This is a genomic window from Chryseobacterium lathyri, assembly GCF_003290185.1.
Taxonomy (GTDB): Bacteria; Bacteroidota; Bacteroidia; order Flavobacteriales; family Weeksellaceae; genus Chryseobacterium; species Chryseobacterium lathyri.
In genome coordinates this window covers 154299-168632 of the sequence record NZ_QNFY01000007.1, presented here as the reverse complement: position 1 = coordinate 168632, position 14334 = coordinate 154299, and the positions used below count along the sequence as shown (strand labels likewise).

Below are 14334 nucleotides of genomic sequence, written 5' to 3'. Positions count from 1 at the left end.
CTCATTGTTAAATTAGTACATTGTTAAATTGTTATATTAAATTATTATTTCGTTTCACTTACTCTTAAAATATCTCCAAAAACTCCTCTTGCTGTTACCTGGGCTCCGGCTCCGGCTCCCATGATTACGATTGGGTTTTCGCCATAGCTTTCTGTATAGATCTCAAAAATAGAATCTGAACCTTTCAGCTGACCTAATGCAGAGGTACCCGGTACAGAAACCAATTTCACATCAAGCTGACCTTTGTCTTTCTGAAGATCGCCATGAAGATCGCCCACATAACGAAGCACATGTCCTGGCTCCTGGCCCTCTTTAATTTTCCGATATTCTTCATCCAGCTCATTCAGTCTTGAGATAAATTCGTTTTTATCTACGGACAAAAGGTTTTCAGGAATTAAATTTTGAATATTGATATCCTGGAATTCATTGATCAAATCTAATTCCCTGGCCAGAATCAGAAGTTTCCTTGCGACATCATTTCCGGAAAGGTCTTCACGCGGATCAGGTTCTGTATATCCTTTTTCCATCGCCTCTCCAATAATGGTTGAGAATTTATCGTTTCTCACAGAGAAATTATTAAAAATATAGCTCAACGATCCTGAGAATACTCCTTTTATTCTTGTAATATTTTCTCCTGAAAGGTGTAATAGTTTTATGGTATCAATCAATGGAAGGCCTGCTCCTACATTGGTTTCATAGAGATAACGTCTGTTATTTTTGCTCAACGTATATCTTAGTTTACGGTATTCTTCTATTGGAAGTGTGTTGAATATTTTATTGGATGAAACCAAGTCAAAGCCGTTTTCAGCCAGTGCATGGTAATTTTTCACAAAATCTTTGCTTGCCGTATTATCTACCACGATCAGGTTCTCCAGCTGGTTTTCTTTTGAGAAGTTGATTAATTCCTCAACATTTGATGGATGTTCTGCTGTTAAAATCTCATCATTCCAGTCTGTATTAAAACCTTTTTTATTGAATGCAATTTTTCTTGAATTGGCTACTGCAACCACTTTAAGATCTATCTTTTTACGTCTTTTGATTTCTTCAGAAGATTGTAAAACCTGCTCTATTAAAGTCTTCCCTACATTTCCGTGACCAATGATTGCCAAGTGAACGGTTTTAGGCTTTTTGAAAATTTCGGATTCAATGATATTCTTCGTTTTCTCATCCTGGGAAGAGGTAACGACAATATTCACTCTCTTTTCGGCCGCAACCTGGTTGAGAAGAAGTGGAAAGACATTATTTCTGGCTAATTCTGCAAGTACTTTATTGAAATCTTCCGCCACAAATCCTAGTACGGAAACATTATTGATGCTGTAAATCTGTGAAACCTTTCCTGATTTTCTTTCTGCTTCAAACTCATCGATCAGGCAGGTCACTGCTTTTTCTGCATCGGCCTCATTTACCAGAATAGATATTCCGTTTTCAATAGCCTGTTGGGAGATCACTCCTACACTGATGCGCGCCAAAGTAAGCGCTTTAAAAATTCTTCCGTCGATCCCGATTTCGCCCAGGAAATCTTCACCTTCAAATTTGATGATTGATCTGTTCTTTAAAAACTTTATTTCGTTAGCATTTCTCATTCTACAAAATATTTTTTATGATAGTATTTAATTGTTCGTATTCCATTAGGAAGGCATCATGCCCGTGAATTGACTGTATTTCATGATAGAAAACCTCTTTCTTTTTCTCTTTCAGCTGCTCAAAGCACATTCGAATTTCTGAAGCGGGAAAAAATAAATCTGTATCTACTGCAATTAAGTGCATTCGGGCACTGATTTTTGTTAACTGCTCTTCTTCAGTGTTCATATTCATCAGCAAGTGATTCATCAGTTTATAGGATATTAAACTAAACCTTTCGTTTAATGAATTTCCGTGATAAACCAACCAATCTTCGGACTCTAACCGCTGATTTTTTTGATCGTATCTATTTTGGAATCTGTCATTTAAGGACTGAGGTGTTCTGTAACACAGCATAGCATGAATTCTTGCTTTCTGCAGAGGCTCATCATTTCCGTTGAGCAGAAATTTCTGAACCAGGCATTGTGCATGAAGCCAGTCGTGCGTTTTAAAATCGCAGGCAATAGGAATGAAGATCTCCGCCAACTGTGGTTGCTTGGCAAGCATTTCCCATGCAATCCCTCCTCCGAGTGAACCTCCGATAATGGCATATAGGTTTTTGATATGTAAAGCTTCAAGGCCTTTCAGGAATATTTCTGCAATATCTGAAGGCGTGAAGTCTTCGTATTCGTCAATTAAAAAATGATCATATCCGTTTCCGGGAATATTGAAACACAGAACGGTATATTGAGTCGTATCAATAACCTGATTTTCACCGATCAGCTTTTTCCACCATCCTTTTTCACCGGAAACATTTGAATTTCCGGTTAAAGCATGATTTACCAATATAACAGGTGCTGTAAACAAGTCTTTCCCGAAGATCTGATAAGTCAACGGGATATGGTATTCCTTCTGGGAAAAGGTACGATACGAAAGATTAATATAGTTTAGTTCTGTTTTCAATTCTATTATTTTAATACAATTGAAAATGCCACAGGAATGGCTGAAAAGAACTTCAGTAAGTTATCTGTCCAAAATAAATTGGTAGAACGTAGCACCTTCTCTGCTTGCACAAAGGGTTGCTAAGGTTTCATAGGGTCTAATCCCTCAACCTTTCTTGATAACATTTTCAATATTTGAATGAACGCTCGGCAAAGATAAGTCTTTTCTTTTAAATTTTAAAAGAAAAAATATTTAATATTAAAAAACCGTGTAATAATAAGTGTTTCAAGGCTATGTTAATAATTCTTCAGGCGGAAGGAATTGGAATTATTTTTCAAAAAAACTAACTTCGTACTTGAAAAGTGATGAAATATGACTGTTGAAAAAGAAAGATTACAAGATTCTAAATGGAAAAACTGGGGTCCATACGTCAGCAACCGGCAATGGGGAAATGTACGCGAAGACTACAGCCCGAACGGAAATGCCTGGCATTACGCCAACCATAATAATGCAGAAAGTTATGCCTACCGATGGGGCGAAGAAGGGATCGCTGGAATCTCCGATGTAAAGCAGATTTTCTGTTTTGCCTTTTCCTTTTGGAACAAAAAAGATAAAATTGTAAAAGAGCGCTTTTTTGGCTTAAGCAATCCTCAGGGTAATCACGGAGAGGATATCAAAGAACTCTTTTATTACTTAGATAATACACCTACCCACAGCTATATGAAAATGGTGTATAAATATCCGATCAATGCATTTCCTTACGATGATCTTGTTGCTGAAAATGGCAGGAGAAGCAAAAAGGAACCTGAATATGAGATATTTGATACGGGAATTTTTAATAACGATGAATATTTCGATATTTTCATTGAATATTGTAAGGGAGACCACAATGATATTCTTGCAAGAGTAACAGTTCACAACAGAAGCCGGCAGGATGCTCCCATCGTTATAGCTCCAACTGCCTGGTTCCGAAATAACTGGAAATGGGGTTACAATACATATAAGGGCCAAATGAATGCTTCCTATGACGGATGTATTGATATTAACCATGACAGCATTTCGATTAAAAAACTCTATTCAAGAAATCTTGCGGCTAAAAGTGCTTTCTGTGAAAATGAAACCAATACCCCAAAATTATATGGAGCTCCTTATCTGGGAAACACCTATTTTAAAGATGGAATAAATGATCATATCATTTATGGAAGTAATACGGTAAATCCTGAAAAAAGGGGTACCAAAGCATCTTTTATTATTGATGAAATGATTGGAGCGGGACAGTCCAAAATTTTTGATTTCAGGCTATGTCCCGATGAAACAGATGAACCTTTTGATCAATTTGATGAGATCTTCAATACCAGAATTGCCGAGACGGATGAGTTCTACAATGAGATTCAGAGCGAAACGACGAATGAAGATGAAAGGAATGTTCAGCGGCAGGCATTTGCAGGGCTTCTTTGGAACAAACAGTTCTATCATTATAATGTAGGAAAGTGGCTGAAGGGCGATCCAAACTACGAAGCTCCCAGAAACTTCAATGAATATGTTAGAAATACAGAATGGAACCATCTTCACAATAAGGATATCATTTCCATGCCTGATAAATGGGAATACCCTTGGTATGCAACGTGGGATCTGGCGTTTCACTGCGTTCCTTTTTCTATCATCGACGGAGAGTTTGCCAAAGGGCAGCTTCTGCTTTTAACAAAGGAATGGTATATGCATCCGAATGGGCAGCTTCCTGCTTATGAATGGAACCTGAGCGACGTAAATCCACCGGTACATGCATGGTCATGCTTCCGTGTTTTTAAGATTGATGAAAAGCAAAATGGCAAACCTGATCTTTTATTCCTTGAAAAGGTTTTCCAGAAACTTCTTCTGAACTTTACATGGTGGGTGAATCGAAAGGATAAAAGCGGTAACAATATTTTTGGCGGCGGATTCCTTGGTCTGGATAACATTGGTGCTTTTGACCGTAATATGGAGCTGAAGGATGGGCAACATCTTGAACAGGCTGACGGAACAAGCTGGATGGCTATGTACGCTCTTAATATGATGCGGATTGCTATGGAGCTTGCTCAGTACTATCAGGTATACGAAGATATGGCCATCAAGTTTTTTGAACATTATCTGTATATCGCAGAAGCTATGGAAAATCTGGGTGAAGGCAAGGAAGGTTTATGGAATGAAGAGGACGGCTTTTTCTATGACGTGCTGCAGCTTGGTAACGGGGATAGTGTTTCTTTAAAATTGAGAAGCATCGTAGGATTAATCCCGATGTTTGCCGTGGAAATTGTAGATCATAAATTACTGGAAAAAATGCCTAATTTTCAGGCAAGAATGGACTGGGTATTAAAAAACAAACCTGAACTTACGAAGCTGGTTTCCCACTGGGACGAGGAAGGACAAGGCAGAAAGCACCTGATGAGCATTTTGCGTAAGAACAGGCTGACAAAGGTTTTAAAAAGAATGCTTGATGAGAACGAATTTTTAAGTTCTTACGGAATCCGTGCTATGTCAAAAGTATATGAGGAAAATCCGTTTGTATTCTCAGTTCACGGAACGGAAAATGTAGTGTATTATACGCCTGCAGAAAGTGACAGCCGGATGTTCGGTGGCAACAGTAACTGGAGAGGACCTATCTGGTTTCCAATCAATTTCCTGATCGTGGAAAGTTTACAGCGTTTTCATTTTTATTATGGCAACAGCTTAAAGGTAGAATTCCCTACCGGAAGTGGTGAGAAAAAAAACCTGGATGAAGTGGCACAGAATATCAGCAAAAGATTATGTTCGCTGTTTTTAAAGGATGAAGATGGACAGAGACCTTTTAACGGAGGTAATGCCAAGTTTAACTATGATGAACATTTTAAAGATTATATTACTTTCTTTGAATATTTCCATGGAGACAATGGCCGGGGCGTAGGAGCCTCCCACCAGACTGGATGGACGGCAACAGTTGCCAAGCTTATGAAACCAAGAATGACTATATAAATGTAGCGGCCGGCCCAAATGGGCCGGCCGCTTTATAATCAATTAAAAAATAGTTAAACTTTCTCTCCGTTCACCAAAACTTCATATCCGATTTCTACATTCGGTTCCAGAGTTTTTGATACGGAACAGTATTTTTCAAAAGACAGCTGGGCTGCTTTTAATGCCTTTTTAGGATCTATGTTCCCTTCTAAAAGAAATTTTACTTTGATAGATTTAAATGGCTTTGCATCTTCTACAGGAACTCTTTCTCCTTCTACTTCTGCCTGGAAACCTGTGATTTCCTGACGCTGTTTTTTCAGGATAGCCACTACGTCTATTCCACTGCATCCGGCTACGGCCATAAGTACACTTTCCATTGGGGAAACACCTTTAGCTCCAGGCTGTGAGGTATTGTCCAGAAGAATTGAATTCCCCTGGGAGTTGGTACATTCAAATAAAAAGTCGTCGTTTATTCTGTTGAGTGTTATTTTCATTGTACGGATTTATATTTCAGTATTTTTCAATATTCTTATTCAAATATAAAAAACTTTATGCATTAAGCCCCAGGCTAAGACATGATATCAACTATAGCCTGAAAAAGATTATCCGGATTTTCCGCAATTCGGTTACACATGTACAAATACCATTCATCACCATACACAATATATTGTCTGCATGGGTAGCCTTCTTTATGGATTTCATCCAATAGGTGTTCCTGTATTCCCAGTAACATTTCAAATTCGTACTTAGATTTTGCAACATCATATTTTACAATGAGCTCTTTAACTCTATTTTGAATTTTATCATGATGTGTAGCAATAGAGCATCTTCTATTTTTAAGGAAAAGAGTTTCAATATATTTAATATATAGATCATCTAAGTGTTCTCCTCTCTCTACAGCATGTCCGGGAGGAACAGCAAACGCACCTTTTACAATTCTTATTTTCCCCTGTGTTTCATTTAATATTCGTTCAAGGTCTTTTGGAGTGCGGTTTAAATAAGCCTGAAGAGTAATTCCCACATTTGAAAAATCAGGAGATATTTTACAAAAGGTATTAATAATATCATCTGTTCTTTCAACTCCTTCTGCGCTGATCACCACTTCAATATCCTTTTTGTGAGCTGATTCTGCTAGTAATACCAAATTACTATAAGCCAGATCCTTATCAATGGAAAGCCCAATGTGTGATAAATCCAAAGAAATGATAGAATCAATGTTCTCTTCTTTCACTTGGTTGATCAAATTAAGGAAATGTTGAGTTACCGATTCTGATTCTTCCACTGAACGGGTACTTTCTCCCATAAACTCTAGTGAAGTAGGAAGCCCTTTCTCATTAATTCTTTTAGCAGTTGCTATAGCTTCTTCTATCTTCTCACCTCCGATATATCTTTTAGCTGCTTTCAACAGTAATTTAAAGAGCTCAGGATTATTAAGAATATATTCTTTTGCACCTTCATTTAATGCTGCTATTTTTAACAGCGCACCTGCTCTTTCTCTCGGCTTTAGTTCCATTATTTTTTTATTTGTCTTTAAACTGTTTTTATAAAATTCCTCTCGCTTTTATCTCAAGATATTTATTGATAACGTCAATATTTAAATTTTCAGGAAGAGTATAAACGGTGTAGATCCCATATTTCCGAAGTTCCTGAATGATCAGCTTCTTTTCAAACTCAAACTTTTCAGCAATAATCTCGTCATAAATTTCCTGCATGCTTTCAGGATTTTTATGAATAAGGGTCTGGAGTTCTGAATTTTTAAAAAATACGACAACCAACAGATGATTTTTAGCAATACCACGGAGGTATTTCAGTTGCCGGTTTAATCCGTCAAGGGTTTCAAAATTAGTAAAAAGCAACACAAGGCTTCTCTGGTTCAGAGAATATTTTACATCCTGATACAGACGGTTAAAGTCACTTTCAAAAAAGTCAGTTTTAATATTATACAGTGCTTCTGAGATCTTTTTCAGCTGTCCGGATTTGTTTTCAGCAGCGATTTTATTTTCAGTCTTTTTCGAGAAGGTCATCATTCCGGCACGATCGCCTTTCTTCAGGATAATATGGGAAAGAGCCATAGCTGCATTGATGGAGTAATCAAGCAGACTCAATCCATTAAAAGGCATTTTCATCGTTCTTCCTTTATCAATCAGGATAAAGATACGCTGTGATTTTTCATCCTGAAACTGATTGACCATCAATCGGTTCGTTTTAGAGGTGGCTTTCCAGTTGATCGTTCTGATATCATCGCCGGGAACATATTCTTTGATCTGCTCAAATTCCATGGTATGTCCCAGTTTTCTGATCTTTTTGATCCCTCCCAGCATAAATTCGCTTTGCAGCGCCATCAGCTCATACTTTCTGAGATGAACAAAAGATGGGTAAGCGGGCAGCACAGCATCTTTCTGGAAATTAAACCTTCTGGCAACAAAGCCTAATGGTGAAGAAGCATAAACATTCAGATTTCCGAAACTGTATTCTCCTCTTTCTTTAGGCTCCAGGCTATACTGGAAATAGGTATTCTTACCTGATTCAATATTTTTTATAATCAAAAAGTCCCGTTTCTGGAACTGGAACGGAATTTCATCAATGATCTTCGTGCTGATCTTAAAACCGTAATTATTTTTAATATCGATTTTTACAAAATTTTCATCTCCGTTAGAAAGCTTCTCCGGCAGTATTCTTTGGGCAAGCAAGGCATTTTTCTGATTAAACAGTAAAAGATAATCTACCATTGCCGCAAGAAAGCATAGCAGCAATAGAATATGAGCCGCCCACATCAGAACCGGAAAGAAAAAAGCAAGGACATACACTATCCCCACTCCGATGAGCGAAAAGAAAAATCGTGTATTGATGTATAGGTTTTTCATTTTTGTAAGGGATTAGGGGATAAGATTTAGGGATTAGGGAATCAACTGTGATAAATAATTACCTGTTAGACCTAATCCCTAAATCCTAATTCCTACGATCTACCTCGGAATCTCTATTCCCTCTAAGATCTGGCGTATAATTTCATCTGCGGTAAGACCTTCCATCTCTCTTTCTGGGGAAACGATTACTCTATGTCTTAATACCGCATAGCTTGCCTCTTTGATATCTTCAGGGGTTACAAAGTCTCTTCCCCTAAGTGCTGCGAAAGATTTGGAAGCGGTAAGCAGGGCCAATGAAGCTCTTGGAGAAGCACCCAGATACAGGAACTGGTTTTCTCTTGTATTGACTATAATTTTAGCAATATATTCCATAAGCTGAGATTCTACGATGATCTCTTTTACCAAGTGCTGATAGCTTTTCAGCTGCTCAGCAGTAATGACACGGTTGATGCCTTCGGTTTTATCTTCTTTTTTGCTTTCGTGCTGGTTTCTGATGATGGCGATTTCCTGTTCGAGATTCGGATATCCAACATTGATTTTGAAGAGAAAACGGTCCAACTGTGCTTCGGGAAGCCTGTAGGTCCCTTCATGCTCTATAGGGTTCTGGGTGGCCACTACCAGGAATGGCTCATCCATAATATAGCGGGTTCCGTCCATGGTGATCTGTCTTTCTTCCATCACCTCGAACAATGCCGCCTGGGTTTTCGCCGGCGATCTGTTGATCTCATCAATTAATATAAAACTGGAAAAGATAGGCCCTTTTTTAAATTCAAATTCAGAGTTTTTTACATTGAAAACAGAGGTTCCCAGAATATCGGAAGGCATAAGATCGGGCGTAAACTGGATTCTGCTGAAGCCCACATCAATAGTTTTTGCCAGAAGCTTGGCTGTAATGGTCTTTGCCACCCCGGGAACACCTTCAATCAACACGTGTCCGTTTGATAAAAGGGCTGCAATAAGATGTTCGACCATACTTTCCTGTCCGACAATAACTTTGGCTATTTCAGTTTTTACTTTGTCTAAACTTGCACGCAGCTCAATCATATCAATTCGTGACTGAAACTGATCTTCTGTTTTATTTAGATTAATAGAATTTTGATTCTCTACATTCTGGTTTTCAAAATTTTCCATAATTATATTTTTTTCAAGATAACAATGTAACCGTTTAACAACGCTGCAATTTTATCATGACTGATATTTCTGCTATACTCTACCGTACATTATTACATTACTAAATTGTTATATTTATTTAAGTATTTCATCAAGAAGTTTATTCATTCTCACAAGATCTTCTTTCATGACACTTGCATAAGGATCCTGCCCTTTTCTGATCAGGTCTATAGCTTCATCAATCATTTCTATTGGTTTCCCTGTCTTTAAATGAAGTTTTTTAGCAAATTCACCATCCAGATTCTGAGTATCAATCAACAGGTCCATCCTTATTTTATTCAGGAAATACTGGGCTTTTTTGGCCATCATATCATGAAAATTTCCTTCCTGAAGATAAAGATTTCCAATGCTTTTTACAAAATCTACCGAAGTATTTCTCAGCGGCTCCAAAACCGGGACTATCCGCTGCTTTCTTTTTGCATTGAAGAAAATAAACAATACGAGCCCGCCTAAAAAGACCCACCAGGCATATTTCAATGCAGGATTGGACAGAACAAATCTCATGAAGAAACGTGAAACTTTGGTGTCGTTATCCACAAACCAGATGGTTTCCCTATCCTGAAGATACGAAAAAACATCCTGTGTATATTTTAGGCTCCCAGGTTTTAAAAGATAATAATTGGTGAGGAAAAGCGGCTCACTGTGTACATAGATCGTTCCTTTTCCAAAGCCTATCTTAATGAAATTTGCCTGGTCCGAATTGTTTTTTTCCACTGTTTTACCCAGCACTTCCACTTTAGGCTTAATGTATGAAAATCCTCTGCCCGACGGAAATTTATCTAATTTAATAAAATCATTCTGATATTCTTTATCCGTAAGCTTCAGTACATTTTCCTCTTCAAAAGAAATATCCGAGCTATGATAGCCAATACTGTCTGAAATATCTTTTGAAACCCGGCTCATCAAAATCATTGCATCTGAACCGTTTGATACCTGGTCCAGGATTTTCTTCCAGGATTCTTTATCCAGATCTTTTTCTATGACAATGATATTATGTGGGGCCTTTTTTCTCTGGTTATAATAATCGTAAGGGGTTTCTTCTGTTTTTCTCAGGTTATTTTTAAACAAATCTTTGGCTTCATTATTAAAAACAAAGAGGCCAAATGGTGACTTTTCATTGATATTAAAATTTTTACGCCAGTCTGTTGTTTCTTTTTTATTGACTTCAAGCAACGCCAGAATAAGCATCACAACGATGAATATCACAGCATATATTTTGAAGGTTTTTTTCATGGTTAATTGTTTAATTATGGCTTAAATGCCTGGTATTGATCTTTAAATTTCAGGTAAGCCTGTTCATCAATGGTGAATTCTCCATACCAAACATAATCAAAGATATAAGACAGTCCGGAGAAATCATTTTTTAGGTGTTCCGTTTTAAGTTCCATTACATAATCCTTATTGGTCTTTTCAGGATTCCAGTTGATATGCTTTTTATCGCTTAGTTTTTTCAGGATAAAGAGAAACTGGTAACGAACCGCTGAACGGTAATCACCTTTACTTTCAAATTTTGCAATGCTTTCGGGAAAATTGATCTCGTGGATATTTTCATGAAGCTCCTGTGCATTAATATCCACTTTTTTATTTTTTTTGCCAAAGAAAAAGTTTCCGTCTTTGCCCATTAAATATTTAATGATAAAATAAAGAAGGAATCCTACCAGAATAATCGCAAAAAGACGAATAAGAATGGTCGTTATTTTTGCAGAATTGGTAAAAACGGTTTCTCCAAAAATACTTTGTAGTATCTTATCTATTCTCCTCATCAGCTTCTGGAAAAAAGACTCTTTGGGCTTCGAAACCGAATAATCAAATTCTTTTCCTTTATATCTGGACTGAATATTCTCTTTGAACTTCTTTGGATAAATCTGGTTTTCTGAAACCGGTTTTCTGATCAGTACAGAGTCTGCCCGGAGCATATTTCTGTAATGTCCGGTTCCCAGAGAATCTACTATATAATCTTCTACCGTTGCAGGCTCACTGTGATCCTGCGCATGAACAGGAGCAATGGAGAAAAAAAGCAGCAGAAAAAAAAGAAGTTTATTCATTAATACCTATGGTTTCTATTTCTTCAAGTTCAACTTTCTGGTGAAGATCGGTCCTGCTGTCATAATACATCAGTCCAGCATTGATATACATCAGATTGGAAAGGAGTAACGATGCAAGCATTGAGAATCCATAGAATATAAAGAAAATGATTCCTAATGCTCCTGTAAAAGGATTTTCTTCAAAACTTCCATTCGGAGCGGATGTCAGAAGTGATCCGTAAATAAAGAACATGGGAATAAGTGTAAATACTGACGTTATCATGTACATAATAATAAACATGATAATAGATGCTCCCCAATATTTCCAGTATGGAGATTTTTCGTTCCCGTTCGGGTAAGAAAACTGGGACCTTATGGAATAACTCAGGCTTTCTATAAAGCCTCTTTTTGTATTAAAATAATCATACATCAGAAACGCAGAAACGTTGAATGCTGTAGGATAAACAAGCAACATCAGGAAAAAGCCAATGATAATGAGCATCAATACATAAGAAAAACCCACCACGATCATCATTATGGGAAGTACAATAAACAGCATTCCTATGCACATCTTAGCAATTCTTCCTGCATTTCGTTTAAAATCACCCAGGATTTCGTCTGTTTTTATCTTTTGGGCTCCTTCAGTAATCCTTTTCAGATAGAAAACCGGATACAGATAATTGACTATTCCCAAAAGGACAAACAGTACAAAAACCAATATTCCGGCAACGATCAGCATTCCTGCATTCTCTGAGAAATACCTTTCAAAATAATAGCTTTCGCCACTGATATTGGAGCCGATAAGCTGTCCGAAAATTTCCCTAAAGCCAAAAATCACTACAGCAACTGTTAAGATTAACAGCAGCCCGTTGATCAGGATATAGTTTTTGAAATAGTTTTTCCCGTATAATTTGAAAAAATTAAAGCTGTCACTAATGAAAGCTCCAAATTCTCTTTTTTTATAAAACTGCATCATGGGTATGATTATTAATTTTTTTATAGACCACCGAAGGATAAACAAAGTAGTAAAATCCTATAATGGCAAGTGAACTGATTATTATGGCTAAATTTACCCCCAGCGGCATTTTCAAAGCATGTCTTGTTACATAACCTTCGATAATTCCTGCACAAATGGTAAACGGAATGGTACTGAGGAAGATCTTAAAGGAATCTTTAAATCCTTTTTTAAAGGAATTGAATCTTGAAAATGTTCTCGGGAACAGAATACTCGCTCCCAGGATTAAACCACACATGGCTTCTACAACCATTGCAAAGATCTCGAAAACACCATGAAGCCAGATTCCTCTTGCACTGTCTTTCAAAGCACCGTAATCATAGAAAAAATACTGAAAGGATCCCAGCATAACACTGTTGGAAAGCAGGGCAAACAATGTCCCTACTCCTCCCATAATCCCATAGATATATAATTTTGCCCCTACTCCAATGTTGTTGAAAATGATGCCAATTGTGCTTCCCCATGTAGAACCACTCTGGTAGACTCCTACAGCATTACCTTTTTTAATGTTCTCTATAGTCTCATTAACATAATTTTCTCCAAGAATGATATTCGCAAAGTCTTTATCATACGCTCCGGAAAGCACACCGATTGAGGTAAACAGAATAAAAAACAGAAAAGCATACATAAGATATCTTCTGTAATGGTATACCAGTAAGGGAACTTCTGTCCTGAAAAAATAGATGAATCTGTTTTCTTCTACTCTTTTGGTTTTATAGATCTTCTGAAATATCTGCGAAGACAGATGATTCAGATATACTGTCGTATTGCTTTTAGGATAATAGGTCTGTGCAAATGAAAGATCATTGATCAGGTTGATGTACAGCGAAGACAGGTCATCAGGATTTTTTTTTATTTTCCCTTGAATAACCTGTTCAATTCCCAACCATTTTTCTTTATTTTGTTTAATGAAATAAACTTCTCTCATAATTGTAAGGCTAAAATAATAAAAATTATGTCTCAAATTGCGATAAATACCTCACAAAATGTAAATATTAACTTTAATATTGCCAGCGTTGGGGAAAGAATGCTTGCCTTCATTATCGATCTTCTGATAAAGGTTGCTTATGTAGTCATTATATTTTATCTTTTCTTCAATATTTTTGATCTCGGGTATTTATTGACAGGGCTAGATCAATGGTCTGTCATGGCGGTTTATATTGTTCTTACATTTCCGGTTTATATTTATCCCGTTGTTTTAGAAAGCCTGATGGAAGGACAGACTCCCGGGAAAAAACTGATGAAAATCCGGGTCGTAAAAATTGATGGTTACCAGGCTAGTTTTGGGGATTACCTGATCCGTTGGGTCTTCAGACTGATCGATACTTCAGCAGCCGGTGTTGTCGGCCTGATCTCCATGATTGTTTCTAAAAACAACCAGCGCCTGGGCGATATTGCTTCCGGTACTGCTGTGATTTCACTGAAGAATAACATCAATATTTCCCATACCATCTTAGAGAATATTCATGAAGGCTATATTCCGTCATTCCCCCAGGTCATTGCATTAAGCGATAATGATATGCGGATCATCAAGGATAACTATACCAAGGCTCTGAAGGTAGACGACCGCCAAATCATCAGCCGGCTTTCGGATAAGATCAAAAGTATTTTAAAACTGGAAATAGATCCGAGAAAGATGACGGAAAGACAGTTTATCAACGTGGTGATTAAGGACTATAACTACTATACTGGGAAAGACAACTGATATTTCAATGGTCAATTTTGCTTCGCAAGTGAATAGTCCAATTAGTAATGTTAAAAAAAATACTTTCTGTGCTTAATAAAGTTTAAA

Annotated in this window: 12 protein-coding genes and 1 riboswitch; of the genes, 2 read left to right on the top strand and 10 right to left on the bottom strand. The window is 37.2% G+C overall.

The genetic code is table 11. The annotated features are described in order from the left end of the window. Positions 1-44: 44 nt before the first annotated feature. Together DRF61_RS11745 and DRF61_RS11740 are read right to left on the bottom strand one after the other, a co-directional pair. On the bottom strand, positions 45-1583 hold the full coding sequence (locus DRF61_RS11745; protein WP_111957192.1) for an ACT domain-containing protein: 1539 nt from the start codon (positions 1581-1583) through the stop codon (positions 45-47). Between the two features lies 1 nt (position 1584). Further along, on the bottom strand, positions 1585-2523 hold the full coding sequence (locus DRF61_RS11740; RefSeq protein ID WP_111957189.1) for an alpha/beta fold hydrolase: 939 nt from the start codon (positions 2521-2523) through the stop codon (positions 1585-1587). A 57-nt stretch (positions 2524-2580) separates the two neighbouring features. After that, a riboswitch (SAM riboswitch) is annotated at positions 2581-2687 on the bottom strand. Between the two features lie 187 nt (positions 2688-2874). On the opposite strand from DRF61_RS11740, the gene DRF61_RS11735 reads away from it, so the two are divergent. Further along, positions 2875-5490: an MGH1-like glycoside hydrolase domain-containing protein gene (locus DRF61_RS11735; protein ID WP_111957187.1), complete on the top strand. Its 2616-nt coding sequence runs from the start codon at positions 2875-2877 to the stop codon at positions 5488-5490. A 53-nt stretch (positions 5491-5543) separates the two neighbouring features. Here DRF61_RS11735 and DRF61_RS11730 read toward each other — a convergent pair whose 3' ends face one another. The 8 genes from DRF61_RS11730 to DRF61_RS11695 form a co-directional block, all read right to left on the bottom strand. After that, positions 5544-5963 (bottom strand): OsmC family protein, encoded by a 420-nt coding sequence (locus DRF61_RS11730; protein WP_111957185.1) that lies wholly within the window; start codon positions 5961-5963, stop codon positions 5544-5546. Positions 5964-6037: 74 nt separating this feature from the next. Then, positions 6038-6982, bottom strand: coding sequence for a proline dehydrogenase family protein (locus DRF61_RS11725; RefSeq protein WP_111957183.1), 945 nt, complete (start codon positions 6980-6982; stop codon positions 6038-6040). Between the two features lie 28 nt (positions 6983-7010). Next, positions 7011-8333 (bottom strand): DUF58 domain-containing protein, encoded by a 1323-nt coding sequence (locus DRF61_RS11720; RefSeq protein ID WP_111957181.1) that lies wholly within the window; start codon positions 8331-8333, stop codon positions 7011-7013. A gap of 99 nt (positions 8334-8432) precedes the next feature. Continuing rightward, positions 8433-9464 (bottom strand): AAA family ATPase, encoded by a 1032-nt coding sequence (locus DRF61_RS11715; RefSeq protein ID WP_373865968.1) that lies wholly within the window; start codon positions 9462-9464, stop codon positions 8433-8435. A gap of 114 nt (positions 9465-9578) precedes the next feature. Further along, complete coding sequence (locus DRF61_RS11710; protein ID WP_111957179.1) at positions 9579-10736, bottom strand: hypothetical protein; 1158 nt, start codon at positions 10734-10736, stop codon at positions 9579-9581. 14 nt (positions 10737-10750) lie between these two features. Next, a complete protein-coding gene (locus DRF61_RS11705; RefSeq protein ID WP_111957177.1) occupies positions 10751-11548 on the bottom strand; it encodes a DUF4129 domain-containing protein in 798 nt (265 codons plus the stop codon). Then, entirely contained in the window at positions 11541-12503 is a 963-nt protein-coding gene (locus DRF61_RS11700) for a DUF4013 domain-containing protein (RefSeq protein ID WP_111957175.1), read from the bottom strand. Before DRF61_RS11700 ends, DRF61_RS11705 begins: the two co-directional genes overlap by 8 nt. Next, positions 12487-13470: a stage II sporulation protein M gene (locus DRF61_RS11695; protein ID WP_111957173.1), complete on the bottom strand. Its 984-nt coding sequence runs from the start codon at positions 13468-13470 to the stop codon at positions 12487-12489. The genes DRF61_RS11700 and DRF61_RS11695 overlap by 17 nt, the downstream gene beginning before the upstream one ends. A gap of 27 nt (positions 13471-13497) precedes the next feature. Here DRF61_RS11695 and DRF61_RS11690 point away from each other — a divergent pair, with 27 nt between their 5' ends. Beyond that, positions 13498-14247, top strand: coding sequence for an RDD family protein (locus DRF61_RS11690; protein WP_111957171.1), 750 nt, complete (start codon positions 13498-13500; stop codon positions 14245-14247). The last annotated feature ends 87 nt before the right edge of the window (positions 14248-14334 follow it).

What these genes read in the sequence shown, in the direction of transcription:
- DRF61_RS11745 (WP_111957192.1), bottom strand. Translation starts at nt 1,583, where the DNA reads ATGAGAAATGCTAACGAAATAAAGTTTTTAAAGAACAGATCAATCATC.
- DRF61_RS11735 (WP_111957187.1), top strand. Translation starts at nt 2,875, where the DNA reads ATGACTGTTGAAAAAGAAAGATTACAAGATTCTAAATGGAAAAACTGG.
- DRF61_RS11730 (WP_111957185.1), bottom strand. Translation starts at nt 5,963, where the DNA reads ATGAAAATAACACTCAACAGAATAAACGACGACTTTTTATTTGAATGT.
- DRF61_RS11725 (WP_111957183.1), bottom strand. Translation starts at nt 6,982, where the DNA reads ATGGAACTAAAGCCGAGAGAAAGAGCAGGTGCGCTGTTAAAAATAGCA.
- DRF61_RS11720 (WP_111957181.1), bottom strand. Translation starts at nt 8,333, where the DNA reads ATGAAAAACCTATACATCAATACACGATTTTTCTTTTCGCTCATCGGA.
- DRF61_RS11715 (WP_373865968.1), bottom strand. Translation starts at nt 9,464, where the DNA reads ATGGAAAATTTTGAAAACCAGAATGTAGAGAATCAAAATTCTATTAAT.
- DRF61_RS11710 (WP_111957179.1), bottom strand. Translation starts at nt 10,736, where the DNA reads ATGAAAAAAACCTTCAAAATATATGCTGTGATATTCATCGTTGTGATG.
- DRF61_RS11705 (WP_111957177.1), bottom strand. Translation starts at nt 11,548, where the DNA reads ATGAATAAACTTCTTTTTTTTCTGCTGCTTTTTTTCTCCATTGCTCCT.
- DRF61_RS11700 (WP_111957175.1), bottom strand. Translation starts at nt 12,503, where the DNA reads ATGATGCAGTTTTATAAAAAAAGAGAATTTGGAGCTTTCATTAGTGAC.
- DRF61_RS11695 (WP_111957173.1), bottom strand. Translation starts at nt 13,470, where the DNA reads ATGAGAGAAGTTTATTTCATTAAACAAAATAAAGAAAAATGGTTGGGA.
- DRF61_RS11690 (WP_111957171.1), top strand. Translation starts at nt 13,498, where the DNA reads ATGTCTCAAATTGCGATAAATACCTCACAAAATGTAAATATTAACTTT.